The sequence below is a fragment of the Nocardia panacis genome (genome assembly GCF_003598715.1).
GTDB lineage: Bacteria > Actinomycetota > Actinomycetes > Mycobacteriales > Mycobacteriaceae > Nocardia > Nocardia panacis.
In genome coordinates, this window is record NZ_QZFU01000016.1 from 170,899 (window position 1) to 193,891 (window position 22,993).

Below are 22,993 nucleotides of genomic sequence, written 5' to 3' on the forward strand. Positions count from 1 at the left end.
CGCAATCCGATCCGCGTCGGTGACCGGCGTCTCGGACAGCCCGTCGAGATCGAGCAGGTCGATGCGCACCTGGGCGGTGTCGATGGCGAGGTCCGTGCCCGAGGTGAGCACCGTGACCGGATCGGCCGTGGCCAGAATGTATTCCGTGCGCTCGGCCGGATGATCCGGATCCAGCGGCACGTACGCGCCGCCCGCGACGGTCACGGCGTACATGCCGACCACCAGGTCCAGCGAACGCCGCATACCCAGCGCCACCGACGATTCCGCGCCGACGCCGCGTTCGATCAGCCAGCGCGCCAGGCGATAGACGCGCGAGCCGAACTCGGCATAGGACAGAGATGTCCCCTCGAAAGTGAGCGCCGTCGCTTCGGGGGTCCTGGCCAGCTGCGCTTCGAACAGCGACACCAGCGTCGCGGCGGTGTCGATCTCGCGCGCGGTGTCGTTCCAACCGGAAACCAGCAGCTCCCGCTCGGCCGCGTCGACGAGTTCGAGATCGCCGACGGCCGAATCGGGTTCGGCGGTCATCGCGGTGAGCACCCGAACCAGTCGGTCGGCGATGCGACGCACGGTCGCCTCGTCGAACAGGTCGCGCAGGTAGCCCGCGCGAATCCGCAGCCGCGAATCCAGTTGCGCGATAAGGGTCAGCGGGTAGTGCGTGGCATCGGTCGCGTCCAGACCCACCACGGCCATACCGTCGATATCGGCGGCCTGCGCGCGCAGACCCTCGGCATCGACCGGGTAGGACTCGAAGACCACCAGGGTGTCGAACAGGCCGCCCACACCGGTGGCGGTTTGGATATCCGCCAGACCCACATAGTGGTGGTCGAGCAGATCAGCCTGCTCGCCCTGGGTGCGAATCAGCAACTGGCGCACCGATTCCGCGGGCGCGACGCGCACCCGCACCGGCACCGTGTTGATGAACAGGCCGACCATGTTCTCCACACCCGTCAATTGGGCCGGGCGGCCCGAGACGGTGGTGCCGAACAGGACATCGTCGCGACCGGTCATCCGACCGAGCAGGATGCCCCACGCGGTCTGGAGCACGGTGTTCGGGGTGACGCCCAGTCCGGCGGCCAGCGCGGTCAATCGACCGGTGCTCGCCTCGTCCAGGTCGAACAGGTACTCACCCGACAGCGCGGTGATCTCGCGCCCGGCATCGGGACGGGCCAGCAGCGTCGGCTCGGCGATCCCGTCGAGCGCGCGGGCCCACGCCGCCAACGAGGCCGAATGATCCTGCTGCGCGGTCCATTCCAGGAAATGCCGGTAGGAGCGCGGCGCGGGCAGCACCGAGGTGTCGGCGTGCGCGGCGTAGAGCACCAGCAGATCGCGCATGATCAGCGGCATGGACCAGCCGTCGAGCAGAATGTGGTGGTTGGCCACCACGAACTGCCAGCGATCGGTATCCGATGGGCCGTCCGGGCCTGCCGCTCCCGCCGGATCCAATGGGGCGTCCGCGGGTCCCTCCGTGGTTACGCGAGCTGCCGCCTCCGGGCCTGCCGCTCCCGCCCTGGCCACCTGAATGAGGGTGAATCGGAGCAGCGGCGGCGCGGTCAGGTCGAAGCGCCGCATCCGGTCGGCGGCGATCAGATCATCGGCCTCACCGGATTCGGTGCGGTCGTGCTCGGCCCAGGCGACCCGAACATTGTTGAGCACCACCTGCACCGGGTTGCCCGCGGTGTCGGTCAGGAATGCGGTGCGCAGGTTGTCGTAGCGATCGACCAGCGCCTGCGCGGCCGCGTGCAACCTGGTCGGATCCACCCGGCCGGTGAGGGTGAGCACCGCCTGCGCGGTGTAGACATCCACCGAACTCGCGGCGAGTTGCGCGTGGAACAGCAGACCGGCCTGCAATGCCGAGAGCGGCCAGAGCTCGGCCAGTGTCGGGAAGCGCCGCTCCCACACCTCGATATCGCGCTGCGCGGTGCGCACCAGGGCGAAATCGGACGGGGTGTGCCCGCCCGCGCCGGTCGAATTGGCATGGCGGGCCACCGCTTCCAGCGCCGTGGTCCACAGCTCGCCGAATTCGCGCACCTCGGCCGCGCTCAGCAACGTGGTCGGGTAGCCGATCTGCGCGGTCAGCTTGTCACCGGCCACGATGGCGTTGATATCCAGCGCGGCCATGGCGGGCGTATCCGCGTCATAGGAGCCCGCGAGATCGGCCAGGTCGGCGGCCGGGATCCAGCCGAAGCCGCGCAGCGCCTCCGGCACATCGCCGTCGCCGACACGGCCCAGGTAGTTGAAGCTCACCTGCCCCGGAAGCAGCGCGGGCAGTTGCGCTTCGGTCTGCGGGTTCAGGTAGCGCAGCATGCCGTAGCCGATGCCCTTGTCCGGCACCGCGAGCAACTGCTCCTTCACCGCTTTGAGGGCGGCGCCCAGCGCCGGACCGCCGCTCAGCGCGGCGTCGACATCGATATCGGCCAGGTCGAACCGGACCGGGAACATGGTGGTGAACCAGCCCGCGGTGCGCGAGAGATCGGCGCCGGGCACGACCTCCTCTTCACGACCGTGACCCTCCAAGCGGATGAGCAGGGCGTCATCGGTGCGCGAACCCGCTTTGCGGGCCCGCCATTTCGCGGTGGCCAAGGCCAGCGCGGTGAGCAGACCGTCGTTCACGCCACCGTGGAACAGGGCGGGCACGGTGGTCAGCAGGGCCTTGGTGACCTCGGCCGACACCTCGACACGCACCTTGTCGAGCACACCGGAGACATCCACCGCCGGATCGAGCGCACGCGCGGTGAGCAGCGGATCGGCGGTGTCGACCACGGTGCGCCAGTAGTCGAGTTCACCCGCCCGCTCGACCGCGGCGCGCTCGAGCGCGTGCGCCCAGGTCCGCATCGAAGTGGCGGGAGCGACGAGTTCGGGCTCCTGACCGGCGGTGAGTCGACCCCACGCGGTGACGAAGTCCGGCACCAGGATGCGCCAGGTGACGCCGTCCACCACCAGGTGGTGTCCGACCACGATCAGGCGGCCCATCCGGTCGGCCTCGACCGGTTCCAGCCACACGAACCGAATCACCACGCCCGCAGCCGGATCGAGCCGGTCCAGCGCGGCATCCAGTGCGGCGGCGGCGATTTCGGCGAGATCGTCGGCGGCCGTGAACGCCACCCGATCGATGAGCGCGTCCACGTCGACGGTGCCGGGCGCGGTGGTCTCCAGCACCCAGTCCTCGCCGGCGCGCAGCAGGCTCGCCCGCAGCATGTCGTGCCGATCGATCACCGCGCCAACAGTTCTCGCGATACCCGCGCGGTCGATGCCGACCGGCAGCTCCAGCGCCATGTGCTGGTGGAACCGACCGAAGGACCCCGGCCGCTCCGCCATGAAACGGACCACCGGCGTCAACGGCATCCGACCGACGCCGCCACCCGGCAGCTCGGCCAGCACCGGCGCCGCCTGCGCACCGGGCTCCGCGGTCGCCGCGACCGCGGCCAATCCGGCCACGGTGCGCTGTTCGAAGACGTGGCGCGGTGTGATGACCACCCCGCGCGCCTTGGCCCGCGACACCAACTGAATCGAGACGATGGAATCGCCGCCGAGCGCGAAGAACGAATCGTCGACGCCGACCCGCTGCACACCCAGCACCTCGGCGAACACCTCGGCGAGGATGTGCTCGACCGGTGTGCGCGCGGCGCGGAACACCACCTCGGTGGCGAAGACCGGTTCGGGCAGCGCCTTTCGATCCAGTTTGCCCACCGGGGTGAGCGGCACGCGGTCGATCACCATGATCGACGAGGGCACCATGTAGGCGGGCAGACGCGCTTCGACATGTCCGCTCAGCGCCGCGACATCGATCGCATGACCCTGCGCCGCGACAACGTAGGCCACCAGCGAGACCGCGCCCGCGGAATTGCGGTGGCCCAGCGACACCGCGAAGTCCACGCTCGGATGCGCCGCCAGCGCGGCGTCGATCTCGCCGAGTTCGATGCGGAAGCCGCGCACCTTGACCTGGAAGTCCGAGCGGCCGACGTACTCCACCTCGCCCGCGGCGGTCCAGCGGACCACATCGCCGGTGCGGTACATGCGCGCGCCGGGCACGTGCGGGTTGGCCACGAAGCGCTCGGCGCTCAGCCCCGACCGCGCGTGGTAGCCGCGCGCCAACTGAACACCCGACAGATACAGCTCACCCGCGACACCCACCGGAACCGGTCGCAGCCGGGCATCCAGGATGAGCGACTGCATACCGCGGATCGGCCCGCCGATGGTGACCCGGTCGCCCGGCGTCAGCGCATCGGAGATATTGGTCATGATGGTGGTCTCGGTCGGACCGTAGCCGTTGTGGAAGCTACGACCCGAAACGTCGGCCGTCGCACCCCATTTGGCGACCAGATCGGCGGGCACGTTCTCCCCGCCCGCCACGATCACCCGCATACCGCTCAGCGCGGCCGAATCCAGCGAGGCCAGCACCGACGGCGTGAGGAAGGCGTGGGTGACCCGCTCGCCGCGGATCAGCTCGGCCAGTTCCTCACCGCCGTAGACGCCGGGCGGGCAGACCACCAGGGTGCCGCCGCCACCGATGGCCAGCAGGAATTCCAGCATCGACGCGTCGAAGCTCGGCGAGGCGAAATGCAGTGCGCGCGTGTCGGAGTCGACCGCGTACCGCTCGTTCTGCTCGGCGCGGAAATTGGCCAGACCCGCGTGGCTGACCACCACGCCCTTGGGCACACCGGTGGAACCGGAGGTGTAGATGACATAGGCGGCGTGCTCGGGGCGCAGCGGGCGCACCCGGTCCGCGTCGGTGACGGCCGCGCCGTCGAATCCGTCGAGCACCAGTTCGTCGAGCACCAACCAGTCCACCGAATCCGGCAGTTCGCCGCGCACCGACGAAACCGTCAGGCCCACCGGCGATCCCGAATCGGTGACCATATGGGCGATGCGGTCGGCCGGGTAGGCCGGGTCGACGGGGACGAAGGCCGCGCCGGATTTGGTGACCGCCCACTCCGCGAAATACGAATCCGCCGAACGGGGCACGGCGACCGCGATCAGATCCTCGGCACCGATACCGCGCTCGATCAGCAAGCGGGCCAGGCGATTCGAGCGCTCGTCCAACTCGCCATAGGACATAGCTGTCCCCTGGAAGATGACGGCGGTCGCTCGCGGATCGATCGCCGCGGCCTCGGCGAGCAGGTCGGGCAGGGTGCGCGCGGGCACGGCCGGTGCGCCGAAGCGGGCGATGAGCTCGGTCCGTTCGGTCGCGTCCAGCACATCGATCGCGCCGACGGCGACACTCGGATCGAGGGAGATGGCGTCGAGCACCCGCACCCAGCGATCCACGATCGCGGCCGCGGTGGCCGCGTCGAACAGTTCGGTGGCATAGGTCAGCGCCAGCGTCATCGCGCCGCCGGTGCTCTCCGAAAGGGTGAATTGCAGGTCGAACCGCGCCACCTGCTCCTCGATATCCAGCGCGGACACCGAGAGATCGGGCAGTTCGAACGCGGTCCGGTCCAGGTTCTGAAAGGCCAGCATGACCTGGAACAGCGGATTGCGCGCCTGCGAGCGCTCGGGGGCCAGCAGTTCCACCAACCGCTCGAAGGGCACATCGGCGTGACCGAAGGCGTCGAGGTCGGTGCGGCGGACCCGGCCGAGCAGGTCGGCGAAGGATTCACCGCCGTCGATCCCGGTGCGCAGCACCAGGGTGTTGACGAACATGCCGACCAGATCATCGAGCGCCTGCTCGCCACGACCCGCGATCGGGGTGCCGACGGTGATGTCGTCACCGCCGGACAGGCGCGCCAGCAGTACGGCCAGCGCGCTGTGCATGACCATGAACAGCGAGGCCCCGCGCGAGCGCGCCAGCGTGTCCAACTCGCCGATCAGTGCGGCGGGCAGCTCCCGACGCAGCGTCGCGCCGCGCAGCGAGGCCACGGCCGGACGCGGGCGGTCGGTGGGCAGCGCCAACTCGTCGGGCGCGCCGTCGAGCGCGCGCTTCCAGTAGCCGACCTGCTTGGCCATCAGCGAGGACGAATCCTCTTCGCTGCCAAGGACTTCCCGCTGCCAGATGGCGTAGTCCGCGTACTGGACCGCCAGCGGAGCCCAGCCGGGCGCACTGTCGCGCGTGCGCGCGGTGTAGGCGATCATCACATCGCGACCGAGCGGACCCATCGAGAAGCCGTCGCCCGCGATGTGGTGCACCACCACAACCAGCACGTGCTCGGTCTCGCCCACCCGGTAGAGCCGGGTGCGCAGCGGAACCTCCTCGGCCACATCGAATCCGGCGAGCGCGAATTCGGTGACCGCCGCGAGCAGCGCCCCGGATTCCACCGACACCGGGTGCAGATCGAGCGCGATCTCCTCGGCGGGCACGATGAGCTGCACCGGGATGCCGCCGTGCTCGGGGTAGCGGGTGCGCAACGATTCGTGCCTGCGCACCACATCGGCCACGGCCAGACCCAGCGCCTCGATATCGAGCGCACCGGTGAGCCGGATGGCCAGCGGCAGGTTGTAGGCCGCCGAGGTGGTGTCGTACTTGTTCAGGAACCACATGCGCTGCTGCGCGAACGACAGCGGCACCAGATCCTCGGCGCCGCGCGCACGCGCCACCAGGCTCGCCCGCGCCTCGCCAGTATGCGACTGCACCCGCGCCGCGAGGGCTTCCACCGTGGGCGCCTCGAACAGCGCGCGCACCGGAACCGTCGCACCCAGGGCCGCGCCGATCCGGGCCACCACCCTGGTGGCGATGAGCGAGTTGCCGCCGAGTTCGAAGAAATCGTCGTCGACGCCGACCTGCTCGAGGCCGAGCACCTCGGCGAAGACCGAGGCCACCGTCTCCTGCACCGGATCGCTCGCCGCGCGGAACGCCTTGGCCCGCACCGCGGGCGCGGGCAGCGCGCGCCGGTCCAGTTTGCCGTTGACGGTCAGCGGGATCCACTCGAGCCGCACGATGGCCGAGGGCACCATGTAGGAGGGCAGCGAGGCGGCCGCGGCCGCACGCACCGCGTCCAGATCCGGCGCGGTATCGGGTTCGGCGACCACATAGGCCACGATCCGCTGATCGCCCGGCTGATCCTCGCGCACGACGACGGCCGCCTGGGTGATCTCCGGCTGGGCCAGCACCGCGGCCTCGATCTCGCCGAGTTCGATGCGGAAGCCGCGCACCTTGACCTGGTCGTCGGCGCGGCCGAGGTATTCCAGTTCGCCGTGCCGGTTCCAGCGCGCCAGGTCGCCGGAGCGGTACAGGCGCGCACCGGGATCCAGCGGATCGGCCACGAAGCGGGTCGCGGTCAGGTCCGGACGGCCGAGGTAGCCGCGGGCCAATTGCGGACCCGCGACATACATTTCGCCCGCGACACCCACCGGCACCGGCCGCAGCCTGGCATCGAGCACATACACCCGCAGCCCGGCGATGGCCCGGCCCACCACGCTGCCGGAGGCGGCAGCGATGGTCGCGGCATCGAGCGCGCGGTAGGACACGTGCACTGTGGTCTCGGTAATGCCGTACATATTGACGAGCAGGGGCGTTCCGTCCGCGACGCTCGCGGCGCGGCCATCAGACCCGTCCGCGATGCTCGCAGCGCGGTCAGCCGGCCCGGCGCCGTGGCGGGCAGTCCAATCCGCCAGGCGACGCAGTTCCAGCGCCTCACCGCCGAAGACCACGTAGCGCAGCGCGAGCGGTTCGGCGTCGGCGGCGGCATTGCGATCGGCCTCGGCCAATTGGTAGAAGGCCGACGGCGTTTGGTTGAGCACGGTGACCCGCTGCTCGCGCAGCAGCTCGAGGAACTGCTCGGGCGAACGCGAGGTGTAGTAGTCGACCACCACCAGCGTGCCGCCGAACAGCAGCGGACCCCACAGCTCCCACACCGAGAAGTCGAAGGCGTAGGAGTGGAACAGCGTCCACACGTCGTCGGGGCCGAAACCGAAGTCGCGATCGGTATTCGCGAACAGCCGCACCACATTCCGGTGCGCGACCGCCACACCCTTCGGGCGGCCGGTCGAACCGGAGGTGTAGATGACGTAGGCGACGTGCTCCGGATGCAGCGCGCCCAGGCGATCGGCGTCGGTGATGGGCGCGTCGTCGGCGTCCTCCACATTGCCGGTCTCCACCGCGAAACCGCCGACCTCGATCAGCGGCAGCCCGGCGGGCAGTTCGACCTGCACGGCGGCGTCGATGATGACACCGGTCGGCGCGGCATCGGCGAGGACGTAGGCGATGCGTTCGGGCGGGTTGGTCGGATCGACCGGCACATAGCCCGCACCGGTCTTCACCACCGCGAGCAGCGCGACCACCAGGTCCAGCGAACGCGGCAGCAGCACCGCGACCAGCGACTCCGGACCGGCGCCGTCGGCGATCAGCCTGCGCGCCAACACATTCGCGCGGCGGTCCAATTCCGCGTAGCTCATCGCATCGTTGCCGAAGCGGGCGGCGATGCGATGCGGATAGGCGGCCACGGCGGCGTCGAACAGGTCGACCAGCGTAGTTCCCGGCTCGGCGAACAACCCCCTGCCCGCATCGGTGCCCGAAGACACCCAACGCTGCGACACATCCAGCCGCTCGGCCTCGCCGAGCAGATCGATATCGCCGATGGCGACGGCCGAATCCTCCACGACCGCACGCAGAATGCGCACGAACCGCTCCGCGAAGGCGACCACGGTCTGCGGATCGAACAGTTCGGTGGCGTAGGTCCACGACATGGCCAACCCGCCGTCGCGCGCGGCGCCGACGGTCAACTGCACGTCGAATTTCGACATGCCGGGATCGAATTCCAGCGCGGCGATCGAAAGTCCCGGCAGCTCAACCGAATCCATCGCGGTCGCGGAGGCGGCCTCGAAGGTCAGACCGACCTGGAACAGCGGGTGGTGCGCCTGCGAGCGGACCGGGTTGAGGGCGTCGACCAACTGCTCGAACGGCACATCGGCGTGCGCGAAGGCGGACAGATCGGTGCGCCGCACCTGCTCGAGCAGGTCGGTGAAGCGGGCCGCGGGATCCACGGCGGTGCGCAGCACCAGGGTGTTGACGAACATGCCGACCAGGTCGTCGAGTGCGCGTTCGCCGCGCCCCGCGATCGGGGTGCCGATCGCGATATCGGTGCCATTGGACAGGCGTCCCGTCCACGCGGCCAGCGCCGCGTGCACCACCATGAACAACGTCACCCCGCGGGCGCGGGCCAGTTCGGCGAGTCCGGCGTGCAGTTCGGCGTCGATCGAGAAGGCGTGTGTCGCACCGAGATTGCTCGCGACCTCCGGACGCGGGCGATCGGCGGGCAGTTCGATCTGCTCGGGCAGATCGCGCAGTTGCTCGCGCCAGTAGCCGATCTGCTTGGCGGCCACCGAATCCGGATCCTCCGGCGTGCCGAGTACGGCGCGCTGCCACATCGTGTAGTCGGCGTACTGGACATCCAGCGGCGTCCACGCCGGGATCTCCCCGCGCATGCGCTCGGTGTAGGCGAGCACGATATCGCGCAGCAGCGCGCGCAGCGAGTAGCCGTCCGCGCTGATGTGGTGCATGACGAGCACCACGACGTGATTGGTCTCGTCCAGGCGCAGCAGGTTCGCGCGGAAGGCGATCTCGGTGGTCACGTCGAAGTGCGCGCTCGCCAGTTCGACCACCCGCGCGGGCAGTGCCGCGGCCGACACCGTCTCCGAGGGGAGCCGCAACCGCATCTCCGACACCGGAAGCACCCGCTGGTAGCCTTCGCCGTCGACCTCCGGGTAGACGGTGCGCAGCGCCTCGTGCCTGGCCAGCACATCGGCGATGGCGGCGTGCAGTGCGGTGGCGTCGATGGTTCCGGTGAGCCGGATGGCGACCGGAATATTGTTGACCGCGCTGGCCTGATCGAAGCGATTCAGGAACCACATGCGCTGCTGCGCGAGCGAGAGCGGCACCAGTTGCGCCATCTCGCCGCCGGGCAGTTGGACCGGCGCGGGCCGCTCCTGCGGCTCCAGCGGGATCCGACCGCCCTGTCCGGCGGCCGATTCCACGCGAGCCGCCAAGGCGGCCACGGTGGGCGCCTCGAACAGCAGGCGCACCGGGATATCGGCGTCGAGCGCGGCGCCGAGGCGGGCCGCCACCTGGGTGGCGATCAGCGAGTTGCCGCCCAGCTCGAAGAAATCGTCGTCCAAGCCGACCTGCGCCGTGCCGAGGACCTCGGCGAACACGCCCGCGACGATCTCCTCGACCGGAGTGGACGGAGCGCGGAACACCTTGGCCTCGAATACGGGCGCGGGCAGCGCCTTTCGATCCAGCTTGCCGGAGGCATTGAGCGGGAACGCGTCCAGCACCACGAAGGCCGAGGGCACCATGTAGGCCGGAAGCCGCTGTGCCAGTACACCCTTCACCGTGTCCAGCTCGAGCATGCGATCCGGATCCTGGATGAGGTAGGCCACCAGCTGATCGCCCGTGCGCTCGTCGACGCGGACCAGCACGACCGCCTGCGCGATGGCCGCCTGCGCGGTGAGCGCGGCCTCGATCTCGCCGAGTTCTATGCGAAGACCGCGCAGCTTGACCTGGAAATCGGTGCGGCCCAAGTACTCCAGCTCGCCATTGGGCGTCCAGGCGACCAGATCGCCGGTGCGGTACATGCGCTCGGCGGCGTCGAACGGGTTGGCCACGAAGCGGTCGGTGGTCAGGTCGGGGCGGGTGACATAGCCGTGCGCCAACTGGACACCGGCGAGGTACAGCTCACCCGGTACACCCACCGGAACCGGCCGCAAACGCGAATCCAACACATAGACACGGGTATTGAACACCGGAGCACCGATCGGCACCGACGTCCGATCCGCATCGGTCACCTCGTGGAAGGTGACGTCTACCGCCGCCTCCGTCGGACCGTACAGATTGTGCAACCGCGCGCCCGTCAGCTCGCGCAGACGCTGCGCCGTCTGCGCGGGCAGCGCCTCACCGGAGGCGAAGACATTGCGCAGGCAGGCACAATCGGCCACTCGATCCTCGGCGACGAAGACCGAGAGCATCGACGGCACGAAGTGCGCCGTGGTGACCCGCTCGTCGATGATCAACTGCGCCAAGTAGGCCGGATCGCGATGGCCGTCCGGCTTGGCCACCACCAGGCGCGCACCGACCTGCAAGGGCCAGAAGAACTCCCACACCGACACATCGAAGGTGGCCGGGGTCTTCTGCAACACCACATCGTCGGCGGCCAACCCGTAGGCGGCATGCATCCAGACCAGGCGGTTCACGATCGCGGCGTGCGAGACCGCAACACCCTTCGGCCGACCGGTGGAACCCGAGGTGAAGATGACGTAGGCGGTATTCGCCGGGCGCAGCGGCCGGTGCCGGTCGGCATCGGTCAGCGGCGCGGCGGAGAATTCCGCCAGGTCGAGCAGGTCGATGCGCACCTCGCGCCCGTACTCGGCGCCGAGGTCGGCGCCGGAGGTGAGCACCCGCACCGGACCCGCGGTCTGCAGGATGTAGTCGACGCGCTCGACCGGGAAGTCCGGATCGACCGGGACGTACGCGCCACCGGCGACGTTGACCGCGTACATGCCGACGACCAGATCGATCGAGCGGCGCATGGCAAGGGCCACATACGATTCCGGCCCGACGCCCGCCTGCTTGAGCCAGCGCGCGAGCCGATGCACCCGACCCGCGAACTCGGCATAGGACAGAGAAGTCCCCTCGAACGTGACGGCCGTCGCCTCGGGCGTCCGCGCCACCTGCGCTTCGAACATCGAGACCAGCGTCGCCGCCGCATTCCCCTCGACCGCCGTGAGCGCGGCATCGATGGGGAATTCGGTCTCGTTCCACTGCGCCAGCACCTGCCCGCGCTCTTCGGCGTCGAGCAGTTCCAGATCACCGACCGGGATATCGGCCCGCTCGGTGACACCGCGCAGCACCCGCACGAACCGGCCCGCGAACGCGTCGGCGAAATCGGCGTCGAAAAGGTCGGTGGCATAGAGCAGTTCGGCGTCCATCGAACCGTCCGCGCCCGGCACCTCGCTCAGCGTGAGCTGGAGGTCGAATTTGGCGGTCGGCGAGTCGATGCCGAGTTCGGACACGGTCAGACCGGGCAACTCAATGGTGGTACGGCCCAGGTTCTGGAACGACAGCATCACCTGGAACAGCGGATGGCGCGCCTGCGAGCGGGCCGGGTTGAGCACCTCGACCAACCGCTCGAACGGCACATCCGCGTGCGCGAACGCCTCGAGGTCGCGCTCGCGCACCTGCGCCAGCAGCTCGGCGAAGGTTTTCGCCGGATCCACCTCGGCGCGCAGCACCAGGGTATTGACGAACATGCCGACCAGATCGTCGAGCGCCTGCTCACCGCGACCGGCCACCGGAATACCGATGGCGATATCGTCGCCGCCGCTCAACCGCGCCAGCAGCGCGGCATACGCGGAGTGCACGACCATGAACAGCGTCGCGCCGTGCGCGTGCGCCACCCGGTTGAGGCCGTCGATCAGCTCGCCCGGCACCCGGAAGCGGTGCGTGCTCGCGCTGTAGCTCGCCACGGCGGGCCGCGGCTTACCGGGCAGGCGCAGTTCGTCGGGCAGACCGGCCAGCGCGCGCGTCCAGTAGTCGAGCTGCTGGGCGATCAGCGAGGTCGGATCGTCCTCGCTGCCGAGCGTATCCCGCTGCCACAGCGCGTAATCCACGTACTGGACGGCCAGTGGCGACCAGCCCGGCTCGGATTCGGCGGTGCGCGCCAGGTAGGCGGTCATCAGGTCGCGGACCAGCGGACGCATCGAGAAACCGTCGGCCACGATGTGATGCACCACGACGGCGAGCACGTGGTCCTGCGGGCCGAGCTGGTAGACGCGCAACCGCACCGGCGGCTCGGCGGTCACATCGAAGCCCGAGGTGACGAATTCGTAGAGGACGCCGAACAATTCGTCCTCGGCAGCGGGCGTGACCGCGATATCGACCGGAGCCTTGGACGCCGAGAGCACCTTCTGGTAGGCCAGTCCGGCCTGCGACGGGTAGATGGTGCGCAACGACTCGTGCCTGGCCACCACATCGGCCACCGCACCGCGCAGCGCGACCATATCCAGCGCGCCGCGCAGCCGCACGGCGGCGGGAATGTTGTTGGCGGCCGAATCGGCGTCGAACCGGTTCAGGAACCACATGCGCTGCTGAGCCATCGACAGCGGCGGGAACTCCGGCCGCGGCCGGGCCGTGAGCGGTTGGCGCGCACCGTGTCCCACACGGGACTCCACCCGCGCGGCCAGTGCCGCCACGGTGGGCGCCTCGAACAGGGCGCGCACGCCGATCTCGGCATTGAGCGCCGCGCTCAGCCGCGCGATGACCTGGGTGGCGACCAGCGAGTTGCCGCCCAGTTCGAAGAAATCGTCGTCCACGCCGACGCGATCGACACCGAGCAGATCGCCGAAGATCCCCGCGACGATCTCCTCCACCGGAGTCGATGGCGCGCGGAAGACCTTGGCCTCGAACACCGGCGCGGGCAGCGCCTTTCGATCGAGTTTGCCCGAGGCATTGGTCGGGAAGGCGTCGAGCACCATCAGTGCCGCCGGAATCATGTATCCGGGCAGCGATCCGGAAAGGCCCGCCTTCACCGCATCCGGATCGAGAGTCGAATCCGGTTCGGCGACAAGGTAACCCACCAGCTGTTCGCCCGCGTGCGGATCGGTGCGCAGCACCACCACCGACTGGGCCACGCCCGGCAGGGCCAGCAGCGCGGCCTCGATCTCGCCGAGCTCGATGCGCTGACCGCGCAACTTGACCTGGAAGTCGGTGCGGCCCAGGTATTCCACCTCACCCGCAGCGGTCCAGGTGACCAGGTCGCCGGTGCGGTACATGCGCTCGCCCGATCCGAACGGATTGGCCACGAACCGATCCGCCGTCAGATCCGGGCGGCCCAGGTAACCCCGCGCCAACTGAACGCCCGCGAGATAGAGCTCACCCGCGACACCGGGGGCGACCGGGTGCAACCGGGCGTCGAGCACGAAAACCTTGGTGTTCCACAGGGGTCGACCGATCGGCACCGAGACGGTGTCGGTCGCGGTGACCTCGTGATAGGTCACCTCCACGGCCGCCTCGGTGGGGCCGTACAGGTTGTAGAGCGAGACACCGGTCAGTTCGCGCAGGCGCGCGGCGGTCTGCGCAGGCAGCGCCTCACCGGAGGCGAAAACGGTGCGCAGCGAGGAGATGGCGGCCGCGTCGCCGTCATTGCCGAGCATGGAGACGAACACCGACATCATCGACGGCACGAAGTGCGCGGCGGTGATGCCCTCCTCGGCGATGATCCGCGCCAGGTAGGCCGGATCCCGATGCCCGTCCGGTTTGGCCACCACCAGGGTCGCGCCGACCTGCAAGGGCCAGAAGAACTCCCACACCGAAACATCGAAGGTGGCCGGGGTCTTCTGCAGGACGACATCGTCCGGACCGAGCGGGTACCGCCCCTGACCCCACAGCAGCCGGTTCATCACCGACCGGTGGCTCACCGCGACACCCTTGGGGCGACCGGTGGAACCCGAGGTGAAGATGACGTAGGCGGCATTGCCGGGCAGCAGCGGGCGCACCCGCTCGTCGTCGTCGATGGGCGCGCCGCTCAGCGCGACGAATTCCGGTGTGGCATCCAGGGATTCGAGAGTCACGGTGGTGACCGCGCCCTCGGCGGCGAACCCGTCGCGTTCGGTGGTCAGCACCAGGTGCGGACGCGCGGTCTCCAGGATGTGGTTGATGCGGTCGCCGGGCTGATCCGGATCCAGCGGCACATAGGCCGCACCGGACTGCAATACCGCGTACATGGCGATCACGAGTTCGGTCGAACGCCGAATCGCCAGGGCCACACGGGATTCCGGACCGGCGCCGGTGGAGATCAGATAGCGGGCCAAGCGGTTGACCCGCTCCCGCATCTCGCGATAGGTCAGCCGCTCGTCGGCGAAGACCAGCGCCTGCCCGTCGGGAGTGGCGGCGGCCTGGCGATCGAACATCGAGACCAGCGTCTCGACCGGCACCGGACGCGCCGTGTCGTTCCACTCGATGACGACGCGAGCGTGCTCCTCCGGGGAGAGCAGATCGATATCGCCCACCGCGATATCGGGATCGGCGAGCACCGCCGCGAGCACCCGGTCGAGCCTGCGCGCGAACTCCGCGACCGTCGGCTCATCGAAAAGATCCAGCGCGTAGGAGAATTCGGCCGACATACCGGTCGACTCGCCCTGCGCGTCGCGCGACTCCTGCAGGGTCAGTTGCAGATCGAACTTGGCCAGGCGGGCGTCGTAGTCGATGCCATTGACCGACAGACCCGGCAATTCCAGGCTGGCCTGTCCGATGTTCTGGAAGGCCAGCATGACCTGGAACAGCGGATGCCGCGCCTGCGAACGCGCCGGATTGAGCACCTCGACCAGTCGCTCGAAGGGCACATCCGAATGCGCGAAGGCATGCAGATCGGTCTCGCGGGCCGCGCCGAGCACCTCGGCGAAACTGCGCGCGCCATCAATCTCGGTGCGCAGCACCAGCGTATTGACGAACATACCGATCAACTCGTCGAGCGCGGCCTCACCGCGACCCGCGACCGGGGTGCCGATCGCGATATCGCCGGTGCCGCTCAACCGCGCCAGCAATACCGCCAGCGCGCTGTGCATGACCATGAACAGGGAGGCGTTGTAGCGGTGCCCGAGTTCGACCAACCGCTGCTGGGTCTCGGCGGAGACGACGAACGGATAGGTGCCACCGTGATAGCTGGCGACCGCCGGACGCGGACGATCCGACGGCAGCACCAGCTCATCGGGCAGATCCGCCAATTCCCGCCGCCAGTACTGGATCTGGGAGGACACCAGCGAGGCGGGATCGTCCTCGGAGCCGAGGACCTCGCGCTGCCACAGCGCGTAATCGGCGTACTGGACCGGCAACTCGGCCCAGGCAGGGGCCTCCCACGAGGTGCGTGCCGCGTAGGCCACCATCACATCGCGGGCCAGCGGACCCATGGACCAACCGTCGGCGGAGATGTGGTGCACCACCATGCCGAGTACGTACTCGGATTCGCTGATCTCGAAAAGCCTTGCGTGCAAAGGCACTTCGTTGGTCACATCGAAGGCCATGGAGGCCAGCTCGACCAGATGGTCGATCAGGGTGGCCTCGCTGACCTGGAACGGGGTCAGGTCGGGCACGATCTGGGCCGCGTCCAGGACGACCTGCACCGGACCGTTCTCGGTCTCCGGGAAGACGGTGCGCAGCGACTCGTGCCGGTCGATCACATCGATCACGGCGACCTGCAGCGCGGCCACATCCAATTCGCCCGTGAGCCGGATGGCCACGGGGATGTTGTTGACCGCCGAATCCGTATCGAAGCGGTTCAGGAACCACATGCGCTGCTGGGCCAGCGACAGCGGCACCCGCTCGGGCCGCTCCCTGGCCACCAGCGCCTGCCGCGCGCCCGCGCCGACCTGCGACTCCACCCGCGCGGCCAACGCCGCGACCGTGGTGGCCTCGAACAGGGTGCGCACCGGAACCCTGGTATTGAGCGCGATACCGAGTCGCGCGGAGACCTGGGTGGCGATCAGCGAGTTGCCGCCCAGTTCGAAGAAGTCGTCATCCACACCGACCTTGGCGACGCCGAGCACCTCGCCGAAGATCTGCGCGACGATCTCCTCGATCGGGGTGGTCGGAGCGCGGAAGGTGCGCACCTCGAACACCGGCGCGGGCAACGCCTTTCGATCCAGCTTGCCCGAGGCGTTGAGCGGGAACTCCGCCAGCACCACGAACGCCGACGGCACCATATAGGCGGGCAGCGTGTTGTGCAGCGCCGCCCTGATGGCATCCGTATCGGCCGGAACCTCGGCGGGTACGAGATAGGCGACCAACTGATCGCCCGCGACCGTATCGATCACGAGCACCACGGCCTGCTGCACCGAGGGCAGCTCGAGCAGCGCCGTCTCCACCTCGCCCAGTTCGATGCGCTGACCACGGAACTTCACCTGGAAGTCGGTGCGGCCGATGTATTCCAGCACACCGTCCGCGCCCTCGGCGGGCGCGGTCCAGCGCACCAGGTCACCGGTGCGGTAGAGGCGACCACCCGCCGCGCCGAACGGATCGGCGACGAAGCGCTCCGCGCTCAGATCCGCGCGCCCGTGATAGCCGCGCGCGACCTGCGCACCACCGAGGTACAGCTCACCCGGCACACCGACCGGCACCGGTTGCAGGCCCTCGTCGAGGACGTAAGCCTGCGCGTTCCACACTGGACGCCCGATCGGCACCGAAGTCGGCTGTGTCTCGGTGATCGACCACGCGGTCGCGTGCACCGCGAACTCCGTCGGCCCGTAGAGGTTGTGCACACCCGCGGTGCTGAGTTTGCGGAACGCGCCGACCGTCGCGGGCGGCAGCGCCTCACCGGCGACGAGCACCGCACGCAGCGAAAGGCATTCCGCCACCGACGCGCTGCTCGCGAACACCGACAGCATGGAGGGGACGAACGAGGTCATGGTGACCCGGTACCGCTCGATGACCTCCGAGAGGTAGATCGGGTCGCGATGCCCGTCCGGCACCGCGATCACCATGGTCGCGCCGACCGCGAGGGTGCCGAACAGCTCCCACACCGAGACGTCGAAGGTGACCGGGGTCTTCTGCAGGATCACATCGAGTTCATCGATGCGGTACTGCTCGGTGATCCAGGCGATCTGGTTGAGCACCGAGGCGTGGCTGACCGCGACGCCCTTCGGGCGACCGGTGGAACCGGAGGTGTAGAGCACGTAGGCGGTATTCGCCGCGCGCAGCGGGCCGCGCCGCTCGGCGGGCTCGATCGGCTCGTCCGAGTACTCGTCCAGGTCGATATCGTCTACGAAAAGCACCGGGCAGCCGTCGGTTTCGACATCGTCGGCCCGAGTGGTGAGCAGACACACCGGATTCGAGCTGCGCAGCACGTAATCGGTGCGTTCGGCCGGATGATCCGGATCGATGGGCACATAGCCACCGCCCGCGGCCATGGTCGCGTAGATGGCGACCAGCATGTCGATCGAGCGGCGAATACCCACCGCCACCAGCGATTCCGGACCGACGCCCTCGGCGATCAACTGGCGCGCCAACCGATTGACCCGCGCGGCGAACTCCGCGTAGGTCAGTTCCACGGCATCCTCGCCGCCGGAGCGGTCCGCCGGATCGAAGATCAGCGCCGTGCGCTGCGGCCGCCGCTGTACCTGATCGGCGAACAGATCCAACACCGACGCGACCTCGGGAACCGGGTGCGCGGTACCGTTCCAACGGCCGAGCACGATGGAACGCTCTGCGGCATCAAGGATTTCGAGATCGCGCACCCGCGTGGTCGGCGCGGCCACGACCGTTTCCAGCACCCGCAGGTAGCGGTGGCCGAACTCGGCCACCGTGGCCGCGTCGAACAGATCGGTGGCATAGGAGAGCACGGCCGACATCCCCGCGGGCTCGCCCTGCGCGCCGCGCTGCTCGGTCAGCGTCCATTGCAGGTCGAATTTGGCGATATCGACCTCGAGCTCATCGGCCTTGACCGAGACATCGGCCAATTCCATGGTGACGTGCGAGAGCTCCTGGAACGACAGCATCACCTGGAACAGCGGATGCCTGGCCCGCGAGCGCGTCGGGTTGAGCACCTCGACCAGCCGCTCGAACGGCACATCCGCGTGCGCGAACGCCGACAGATCGGTGTCGCGGGTGCGCGCGAGGAATTCGGCGAACGGCTCGGCCGCCTCCACCCGCGAGCGCAGCACCAGGGTATTGACGAACATGCCGATCAGGTCGTCGAGCGCGGCCTCACCGCGACCGGCGACCGGGGTGCCGATCGCGATATCGGCGGTGCCGCTCAACCGCGCCAGCAGCACCGCCAGCGCGCCGTGCAACACCATGAACAGCGAAACACCCTGCGCCCGAGCCAGAGCGGCCAACCGCACGTGCAGTTCGGCATCTATCTCGAAGCCGACCCGGCTGCCGCCGAAGCTCTGCACCGGCGGACGCGGGCGATCGGCGGGCAGATCCAACTGATCCGGCAGACCCGCCAAAGCGCCACGCCAGTAGGCGATCTGACGCGCGGCCATGGACTCCGGATCCGATTCCGCGCCGAGCAGTTCGCGCTGCCAGATGCTGTAGTCCTGGTACTGCACCGGCAGGGGCGCCCAACTGGGAGCCTGCCCCTGCGTGCGCGCCAGGTAGGCTGCGGCCACATCGCGGGCCAGCGGGCCGAAAGAGACACCGTCGGCGGCGATATGGTGCACCACGATGGCGATGGCGTATTCGGGCACACCGTTGCTGCGGTCCGTCACCTGGAATACGCGCACCCGAATGGGCAGTTCGCGCGTCACATCGAAGCCGGTCGCCGCGAATTCGGTGAGCACACCGGTCAACCGGGCCGCGTCGATGGCCTGCGTCGCGATATCGAGAGCCACGTCCTCGATCGGCACCAACTGCTGATAGCCGCCGTCACCGGATTCGGGGAAGATGGTGCGCAGCGCCTCCTGACGCGCCAGCACATCGAGCAGCGCGGGTTGCAGCGCGTCCACCTCGACATGACCGCGCAACCGCACCACGAACGGCAGGTTGTAGGTCGGCGAGGTCGGATCGAACCGATTGATGAACCACAACCGCTGCTGCGCGGGCGAGAGCGGCACCCGCTCCGGACGCGGCCTGGCCACCAGCGGCGGACGCGAACCCGTTGCGGGCGTGGCATTCTCGGCGCGCATGGCCAATCCGGCCACGGTGGGCGACTCGAACAGCGCGCGCACACCCAACTGCACGCCGAAGGCCGCGCCGAGCCGCGCCATCACCTGGGTGGCGACCAGCGAGTTGCCGCCGAGATCGAAGAAATTGTCATCGATGCCGATGCGTTCCTGACCGAGCACCTCGGCGAAAACACCGGCCACGATCTGCTCGGCCTGGCTGCGCGGCGCGCGGTAACTCACCGCACCCGCCGCGAACACCGGCTCCGGCAACCCTTTTCGATCCAGCTTGCCGGAGGTGTTGAGCGGGAACCCGTCCAGCACCATGACCGAGGCGGGCACCATATAGCTGGGCAACCGCTCGGCCGCAAATCTGGTCAACTCGACCGGGTCGATCGAAAGTCCCGGCGCGGCAACCACATAGGCCACCAACTGCTGCCCGGTGACGGTATCCATCACCAGCACCGCCGACTGGCTCACGGCGGGATGGGCCAGGGTGACGGTCTCGATCTCGCCCAACTCGATGCGCTGACCGCGGAACTTCACCTGGAAGTCGGTGCGACCGATGTACTCCAGGGTGCCCTCGGCATTCCAGCGCACCAGGTCGCCGGTGCGGTACATCCGCGCACCGGAGTCCGAGAGCGGGTTCGCGACGAACCGATCCGCCGTGAGATCCGCGCGGCCGCGATAGCCGCGCGCCAATTGCCTACCGGCCAAATACAATTCGCCCGGCGCGCCGATCGGGACCGGACGCAGCAGCCCGTCGAGGACATAGACCTCGACATTCCACTCCGGAATACCGATCGGCACGCAGACCGTATCGGCGGCCGTGGCCTCCCAGTAGGTCACCGAGACGGCGGCCTCGGTGGGGCCGTACAGGTTGTGCAGACCGGCCTCGGTGCGTGCGCGGAACGCGGCGGCCGTCTCCGGCGGCAACGCCTCACCGATCACGAAAACCGCGCGCAGCGTGGCACATTGGGCGCGGGTAGCGTGCGCGGCGAAGACCGTCAACATGGACGGGACGAAATCGGTCACGGTGACGCCGTGCCGCTCGATCAACTCGGCGATGTAGAGCGGGTCGCGATGCCCGTCCGGTGAGGCGATAATCAGTTTCGCGCCCACCAGCAGGGGCAGGAAGTAACCCCACAGCGAGACGTCGAAGGTGGTCGCGGTCTTCTGCAAGTAGATATCGGCGGCCGTGAGCCGATACTCGTCGAGCATCCACAGTTGCTGATTGACGATCGCCTCGTGGGAGACCGCGACACCCTTGGGGCGGCCGGTCGAACCCGAGGTGTAGATGACATAGGCCGTATTCTCCGGCCGCAGCGGGGCGAGCCGATCGGCATCGGTCACCGGCGCGGTGGAATACGCCGACAGATCCAGCGTGTCCAGATCCATCCGGCGCACCGAATCCGGCAGTGCCAGACCGTCATCGGAGACGGTCAACACGCAGACCGGTGTCGCGGAATCCAGGATGTAGGCCGTGCGCTCGGCCGGATGATCCGGATCGATCGGCACGTACGCGCCACCGGCCTTCAGCACCGCGTGCATACCGACGACCAGCTCCAGCGAACGCCGCATCCCCAGCGCCACCAGCGATTCCGGGCCGACGCCATCGGCGATCAGATGCCGGGCCAAACTGTTGACCCGCGCGTCGAATTCGGCGTAGGTCAGCGTCTGCCCCTCGAAATCGAGGGCGATCGCGTTGTCCGACTCCGGATTTCGCGCGTCGAGCAGCGCCGCGAGGGTGGTCTCGGGCACCGACTGCTCGGAATCGTTCCACTGCGTGAGGGTCAACTCCCGCTCGGCCGCGCCCGCGAGCTCCAGCCCCCAGACCGGGGCGTCCGTGTCGGCCTTCAGGAAGCGCTCGAAGAATTCGAGGAAACGCTCGTGCTGGCGTCGGGTCTCGGCCTCGGAATACAGGTTCGGGTTGGTCTCGAAGTCGATGCGCGCGCGCTTGAAACCCTCGGACTGATAGAAGTTGACGCCGAGATCCTCGATGCTGCCGGTGGACAGCACCACCATGGTGCCGACCATATCGCCCATGGCGACCTGATCCTGGAACAGCATGATATTCACCCAGGGGCCGAAGAACTCCCTGGTCACCACGCCATCGCCCGCCGCGTCGCGGCGAATGTCCTCGTGGCGGTAGCGCTGGTGACGCAGCGCGCCTGTTACCTCGACCTGGACCTGCTTGAGCACATCGGCCACGGTGGTGCCGCGATCGATCCGCAGACGCAGCGGCACGATATTGGACGACACACCGCCCGAGCGGCGCATGACCGCCGTGGTGCGCGCGGTCACCGGCAGGCTCAGGATCACATCCGTGGATCCGGTCCACTGCGCCAGATATCCGGCGAAAGCGGCGAGCAACAACCCGGCCGGCGTCGAATCATGGCGTGCCACAGCCGCATTCAGCAGCTCATTGCGCTCGTCGGAGAGCAGTTCGCTGCTGATGGTGTTCAGTGGCGCGGGCGCCGCGGACCGACCGACCAGACTGGTCCCGTCCTCCAGACCGGCGACCCGCTCGGCCCAGTACTTCTTGTCCGACTGGAATCGGGAGCTGTCCCGATAGGCCATCTCCTGCTCGTAGAGCGTGTGCAACTGCGCGGCATTCGACGGGGCGGGCTTTTCGCCCTTCAACACTGCGGTGTACCAACCGGCGAGCAAGGCCAGGTTGGTGACCGCGCCGTAGCCGTCCATCGCGATGTGGTGCGCGCGCAGGTACAGGTACCAGTGATGGTCGCCGAGTTGCAGGGCGCCGAACCGCATGAGGCGGTCCTCGAGCAGATTGACCGGGGTGCTGTACTCGGCGCGCATCCACGCCATGGCCGCCGCCGCCGGGTCGGCCTCGCCGCGCAGGTCGACGTAGTAGATCTTGTCCCGATCCACGATCGAGTAGTCGATCCACTGATGGGGCTGGCCATCGATCTCGACGATCGACAGCATGCCGGTGCCGCGCTCCTCACCCGCGCTGATCAGCGATACACGCAGCACCTCCAAGTCGAGATCGCCGTGCAGGTCGACATACTGCGCGATATTGATCGGTACCTGCGGGTCCAGTAGCTGCGCATACCAGATGCCCAGCTGCGCCGGGGACAGCGGGAACGGCTCACTCGACTCCCTCGAAGCAGCCTGCGCCCGTTCGTCACCAGTTTCGCCGTTTCCGCCGAAATCCCGCCGGTCCAACCGTAACCTCGCTTCTGGAACACCACGCAAGCGCTCCCCGACAACACTCGGACCGGATGCGCGCGGCTATCGCACGGCATTCGGTCTCGGAGTGCAGAACTCATCAATCAGGCAAAAATGTCCATTGGCACTATCCGTTGGCCAGGTAGGTCTTGTTACATGGTCCCGCCAACGCCCGTGCCCCACCGCCGAGTCGCGTCGGGTTCTTCGCTGCTGATCACCGACCCAATCTACCGTTGCCGACCGGACCCGACCAACCACCCCTCATAGCCGTTGCACATCA

At 68.6% G+C, this 22,993-nt stretch carries 1 protein-coding gene (cut by a window edge); it reads right to left on the reverse strand.

The window, feature by feature from the left end; translation table 11 throughout:
* Window positions 1–22,710, reverse strand: the 5' portion of a protein-coding gene (locus D5S18_RS08985; protein WP_120039370.1) for a non-ribosomal peptide synthase/polyketide synthase. The gene continues 20,976 nt to the left of window position 1, outside the view; 22,710 of the gene's 43,686 nt are visible here — the first part of the coding sequence; the start codon lies at window positions 22,708–22,710; its stop codon lies off the left edge, out of view.
* Window positions 22,711–22,993 lie beyond the last annotated feature (283 nt).